The 6251-nt window shown below is 38.6% G+C and carries 6 protein-coding genes; all 6 read left to right on the top strand.

Translation table 11 applies throughout. The annotated features are described in order from the left end of the window. Positions 1-30: 30 nt before the first annotated feature. The 6 genes from DXB63_RS16735 (at position 31) to DXB63_RS18015 (ending at position 6003) form a co-directional block, all read left to right on the top strand. Positions 31-519 carry a hypothetical protein gene (locus DXB63_RS16735; protein ID WP_122127529.1) on the top strand — a complete coding sequence of 163 codons (489 nt, stop codon included), beginning with the start codon at positions 31-33 and terminating at the stop codon, positions 517-519. A 10-nt stretch (positions 520-529) separates the two neighbouring features. After that, positions 530-976, top strand: a complete 447-nt coding sequence (locus DXB63_RS16740; protein ID WP_122127530.1) for a T9SS type A sorting domain-containing protein — start codon at positions 530-532, stop codon at positions 974-976. 4 nt (positions 977-980) lie between these two features. Continuing rightward, a complete protein-coding gene (locus tag DXB63_RS16745) occupies positions 981-2225 on the top strand; it encodes a glycoside hydrolase family 16 protein (RefSeq protein WP_122127531.1) in 1245 nt (414 codons plus the stop codon). Positions 2226-2256: 31 nt separating this feature from the next. Next, positions 2257-3840 carry a choice-of-anchor Q domain-containing protein gene (locus tag DXB63_RS16750; protein ID WP_122127532.1) on the top strand — a complete coding sequence of 528 codons (1584 nt, stop codon included), beginning with the start codon at positions 2257-2259 and terminating at the stop codon, positions 3838-3840. A gap of 67 nt (positions 3841-3907) precedes the next feature. Beyond that, positions 3908-5818 carry a leucine-rich repeat domain-containing protein gene (locus DXB63_RS16755; RefSeq protein WP_158563700.1) on the top strand — a complete coding sequence of 637 codons (1911 nt, stop codon included), beginning with the start codon at positions 3908-3910 and terminating at the stop codon, positions 5816-5818. 20 nt (positions 5819-5838) lie between these two features. Further along, positions 5839-6003: a hypothetical protein gene (locus DXB63_RS18015; RefSeq protein ID WP_158563701.1), complete on the top strand. Its 165-nt coding sequence runs from the start codon at positions 5839-5841 to the stop codon at positions 6001-6003. The last annotated feature ends 248 nt before the right edge of the window (positions 6004-6251 follow it).

Genomic DNA, 6251 nt, shown 5'->3' on the forward strand with positions numbered 1-6251 from the left:
AACAATTAACCCTAAAATTCAATTACTATTATGATTAGATCCATTTTACTTTTTTTCGTAGGTGTATGCGTTACCCTTCAGGTTTATAGTCAAGCACCGGAAGCATTCCAATTTCAAGCTGTGGTAAAAAACGTAAATAATACGATAGTAGCCAATAAAAGCGTAAACGTATCTTTCAAAATACATCAAGAAATACCTGCGGGGTCTGTCGTATTTTCTGAAACACATCAGGCTAATACAAATGCCGCAGGAATTGTCAACCTGAAAATCGGTAAAGGTACCGCATTAGAAGGTACATTGGGAGAAATTAATTGGGCAGACGGACCTTATTTTATCGAAACAGGAATCAGCTATGACGGAACAAATATTTCTCTCGGTACACAACAATTGGTAAGTGTTCCTTTTGCCAAATATGCGAAAAGTGCCGAGAACGTTCAATTGAAATCTCCGAATGGAAAAGTTTGGAGTATTTCCGTCAACGATGAAGGTGTCATCTCAACCCAAGAACTAACCAAATAATAAACGGATTATGAAGAATCTTTTAATTATATCTTTATTCTTATTCTCCACAGCATCGATTAGCGCTCAACAGGTAATTTCTTCTGCAGGTAGTACAAAAGAGAATATCAGTTGGACGATTGGTGAAGTGGTAACAGAAACAACCATCGGTGACTTCTGTGTACTTCAAGGTTTCAATCAATCCGATGATTTAGGCCCGGCCAGTATCGAGTCTGTAAAATCAACTATAGAATTCAATATCTACCCGAATCCTGTAACAGATAAATTAATAATCGAATGCCAAAATAATGAGAGTTATACTTGGAAACTCACAAATCTGATAGGTCAAGAGATTGCCCACAGCCAACCTTTTACGAATAACACTACCGTTGATATGACAGTCTATACACCGGGAAATTATCTGCTGACCGTATTATCAGACCGGGAAATTAAAACAATCACGATCATTAAAAAGTAACCCAATGAAAAAAGTATTTATATATATCTTCCTTGCTATTACTTCTGTATGCGTACAAGCTCAAAACACTTTCTTTTATCAATCTGCGCTGAAAAACATAGATGGAAACGTAATAGCCAATAAAGACATTCATGTGCGATTCCTAATCGAAACAAATGGAACTACTGTTTACTCTGAAACACATCAGACCCGTACGGACGTAAATGGTTATTTTACTTTGTATATAGGTGAAGGAACACCCGAAGCAATTGAGTTTGCCAAAGTGGATTGGACAAAAGGGAATTATCAGATTAAAACAGAAATCGATAAAGGAGAAGGCTATACCTTAGCAGGTAATCAAGAATTAGCCAGCGTTCCTTATGCCATGCAAGCAGAAGTGGCAGGAGGCATCCAACAAAAGCTGGCGAACGGAGCTACTTGGAACATTACGGTAGATGATAATGGAAAACTCGTTGCAGTTCCTTACCCGTTTTCTAAGTTAGTGTTTCAAGATGATTTCAACGGAACCGGATTACCCGATCCCTCGAAATGGAATTTCGAAGAAGGTTATGTACGAGGAAACGAAATGCAATATTACACAGTAGGTCGTGAAGAAAACTGTTATCAAAAAGGCGGTTTGCTACATATTGTATGCGAAGACGAACCGGTACTCATTGAAAATGCAAAAGTCAACAATCAGTCGAAAAACGAATGGACGGAAAGAAGAAAAGACACGATTATCTCCGTTAAGTCTGCCAGCATAACAACCAAAGGTTTAAAATATTGGAAGTATTGCCGAGTGGATGTGAAAGCCAAATTACCGATGTGCAAAGGCACATGGCCTGCTATTTGGATGATGCCGCAATGGGATAAATACGGATATTGGCCTAAGAGTGGTGAAATCGATATCATGGAACATGTGGGATATGACCCAAATCTGGTTCATTATACCCTCCATTGTACCGACCACAATTCAGGAACTTGGCCGAATCCATACAATAAAAGTGTGACTTGTCCTACTTCTTACACAGAATTTCATGTGTACAGTTTGGAATGGACCAAAGACCGCATTGCCTGGTATCTGGACGGGAAATTGAAATTCACCGTAAATAAGCCACAAGCGGCAACCATTGGCAATTGGCCTTTTGACGAAGAATTTTATCTTATCCTTAACCAAGCCTTTGGCGGAAGTTGGGGAGGTCGTGAAGGCGTAGATCTCGACGGATTGCCTCAAGACTATCAAATAGATTATGTAAGAGTATATCAATAAATCAAATAATAAAAACTTAATTTTAATAGTTATGAAAAGAAAATTATTCTCTGTAATGGTTGCCTGTTCCGCATTTGCATTGGTAAATGCACAAACAACCTTTTATGTATCAAATTCAGGCAGTGACTCTAACAATGGCTCAGAATCTGCTCCATTCAAAACAATCGGTTGTGCTGTCACCAAAGTAGCAGAAAACACTCCGACCATTATTTATCTTGAAAAGAATGCTACATTCGATCTATCTGGTGCAACAACAACCGGTTATGCCTATGTGGATTTCGGAAGTAACAAAAACGTTGAATTAAGTGGTGAGAACACAACATTACTAGGTTGGGCCACTCCCGGAAATCAACAAGGACAATCTACCCGTATTCTCCGCGGAGGTTCCGGAACTAATTTAAAAGTTAACGGCATAAACTTTGTAAATGGTCGCCAGATTGAATATATGCTTGGAGGAGCCATCTTCTTTGCAGGTGAAAAATTGGAGTTGGAAGGTTGTAAATTCATTAATAATGAAGCCGGTTCAGCAGGTGCAGCCATCGGTAGTCGAGGCAAACAGGTAATTGTGAACAATTGCTATTTCGAAGGCAATTATACAATCGGCGGTGGAGCAATCGGAGCTGTCATTATGCATTGTGGCCCGAATGTAGCCGACGTTGACAAAAACTATTTCCTTAAAGTTACAAACTCTACTTTCTATAAAAATCGCATGGACGCTGAAAACAGTCGCGGAGTTGCTATCGGACTTGTCGATCAAAGTACGGGTAGTTCAAAGAACTCTACAGTAGGATTACTGGAAGTTAAGAATTGCACATTCTTGGAGAATACAATTCTTAACGGAGGTTATGAAGGTGTTATTGACTTAACAAATGCAGAAGTAAGAGAGTCTAATATCATTAATAATACATTCTACAACAACTTAGGAGCCATTTCTATTCCTACATTCATACCGGATAGTAGAATCGCATTCATCAACAACGTAGCATACGCAGATAAGACAACTATTCTTTCAGGAATCGATGCTGCTGACAGAGAGTTCCTTGCCTATAACAATGTATTGATTGGTGGTGAAAGAGGGGTTAACGAGAAAATGACTGAACCTTCTTTAAATGAAGAAAAAGCTGCATATAACAATATGGTAGAAACCACAACTACTTATCAATTGGCAAACCTAGGCCTTGCAACTACTTTCTCTAACGATGCTACAGTTCCTTACTTAGCTATTACTGCAAGCAGCCCGATGATTAATAAAGGAATGAATGATTCTTCAGATATTTTAGGTATTAATGTTATTCCTGCTACAGATGTTTGTGGAACGGCTATTAATGAGACCAAAGACATCGGTGCTTACGAAGTTCCAAGTCCTGATAATATAACTAACAATGCCATGAATAATACAACCTACGAATTGAATTATACAGCCGATGGCATTATCGTGAAGAACTTATCCGATAAAAGATTATCTCTTCAGATTGTCGGCATCGATGGAGCACAAATCTATAAAGCTAACATTAACGGTGAATTGACCATCAATAAGAATGGATTAAACAAAGGTATCAACGTATTCATTCTTTCTGACGGAACAAATATAAAAGCAGAAAAGGTACTTTTCTAAATTTAATTGATTTAATACTATGAGAAGCAATAATATATTCAGATATTTTCTTACACTAGTACTCGCAATGAGTACTAGTGTTATGATAGCACAGGACTTGATTATTGACCACAAGAAGTTAGGACAACTTGAAGCTGAAACTATTGCTGCGTTGAATGGGCAATCAGTTGATGCAATTACTAAAGTAACTGTTATAAGTAACACTGAAACTAAAATTAATGCAAACGATGTTCGAGGACTAAAAGGGGTAGTAACAAAAGTAAAAGAATTTGATTTCTCACGAGTTATGACCGAAGGATTCGATGCATCAGCATTCGATGGATATACCACTTTAGTAAAAATAAGCCTACCTTCGAATATGACTATTATTCCTAAATATTGTTTTAGGAAATGCGCCAACTTAACGACGGTTACCAATTGGGATAAGATAAAAGTCATAAGTCTTGAGGCCTTTATGGAATGTGTCAAATTCAATCCATCGGTTCTTCCTTCTACTCTCGAAGAAATACACGATAACGCTTTCAAAGCCTGTACGGCATTATCATTAAACACACTCCCCGATGGTTTAAAGAAAATAGGCGTAGCTGCATTCAGACAATCAAACGTGACTTTTTCCGAATGGCCTTCCGCTATCGAAGAAATTGGTGGCAGAGCTTTTTGCATTACTCCTGTAACTTTCACCACATGGCCGGAAAATATACCAACGATGCAACCCGGAGTCTTTATCAATTGCTACAAAATTACAAAGTTCACAGTTCCGGCATCAGTCACTGCTATTGGAGGTGCGGTTTTCCGTATGGATCAAGGTGTTAAACGAGATATTTATATGTGTTCCAAAACACCCATATCAACAATTGTTGATACGGCAGAAGGAGGTAATAACAGTGATAATCCATTTGGCTCGAGCAAAACAGACTTTGCTAGTAAAGATTTCACAACGATTCACATCCCAGCATCCGGTAAGAGCCTTTATGAAGCAGCACCTTATTGGAAGAACATGAAATATGCCACTAAAGCATACGCTTCTACCATTCTTTCAGGAACATGGAGCCAATTAGAGCTTACCCAAATGGATGTTACAGACGCGAATCTTACGGACATCGATATGACAGGTATCACTGTTCCGGCAGACGTAACTTTAAGCGGAGTGACCAATCCAAACTTATTAGTCTACCTAAAAGCAGGTGATAATATCACTTTAGACAAAGGATATACTATCGTTGACGGTAAAATAGCGGATATCGCATTGACGGACAATATGCCTTTCAATGCATCGAAAGAGTTTACGGCGGATGCAATCTCTTACACACGCCCTGTTGTTGCAAAGGTAAATGGTAAAGCTGCATTGGAAACTATCTGTCTGCCATTCAATTGCAACATACCGAATGGATGCACGGTAGAAGAGATGAACACAACCTCTGCCGAATCGGTTACTTTCAAAACAGCTTCAACCATCGCAGCAAATACTCCGTATATTTTGTACAATGAGGGTACTACAGATATTAAATTCGATGCGGTCAGCCAAACAATCAATAACCAGATGAACTTCTTTACAGACGGCGGCCCTTATACCTTCAACGGAACGTATGCAACCATCGATGTAACAGCCGAAACCGGAGAAAACATCATGTATATATCCGATGGAAAAGAATTCCGCCTGACCGGTAAAGGCGCGACAGTGATACCTTTCCGGGCTTTCCTTAAGGGCGAAGCCAGAACGTCGGGACAACCGTCGTATGCTACTGCCGTCAAAGTGGAATCACCTGTCTCGATAGAATCTGTTGCAACAAACAACCTTTCTATTTATTCAGCCGGAAATACATTATACGTAAATGTTCCTGAAGCACAAAAGTTGGATATCTACGGCATCGATGGTCGTCTGGTTCGTTCGGAAATGCTTGTTGAAGGAGAAAACGAACTATCCGGCTTAAACAGAGGTATCTACGTAATTGAAAAGAATAAAGTCGTTATTAAATAACTCACTTAATATTTACTAAGATGAAAAGCAAGTATATTAAACCGACATTAGAAGTAATAGAAGTAAAGCCGGAGGGCATAATAGCCACTTCGCCAACTGATTCGGTCAACGTTAACAATGAGGACGAATATACAGGTCGTTCTTATTCAAAAAAAAGGTTTTGGAAAGATTTAAATGAGGATTAACAATAAGTATTACATAAAATAGGTATTAGATTCAATAGAAAAGATGCGGCTCGTGATGGGTCGCATCTTTGTTACAGAATCATCGTAAACTCTACTCTAAAGCCTAAGCATTCATTATGCGATAAAATGTTATTTATGTCCTGCTTCTATCAGTAAAGGATATTTCTTCTCATTCATGCAAATGCTTTGGACCAACGAAGAGTTTATCTCCATTATCAAACGAATCTCTTAAAGGATAAATACTCCTG

The sequence above is a fragment of the Bacteroides sp. OM05-12 genome (genome assembly GCF_003438995.1).
Lineage (GTDB): Bacteria > Bacteroidota > Bacteroidia > Bacteroidales > Bacteroidaceae > Bacteroides.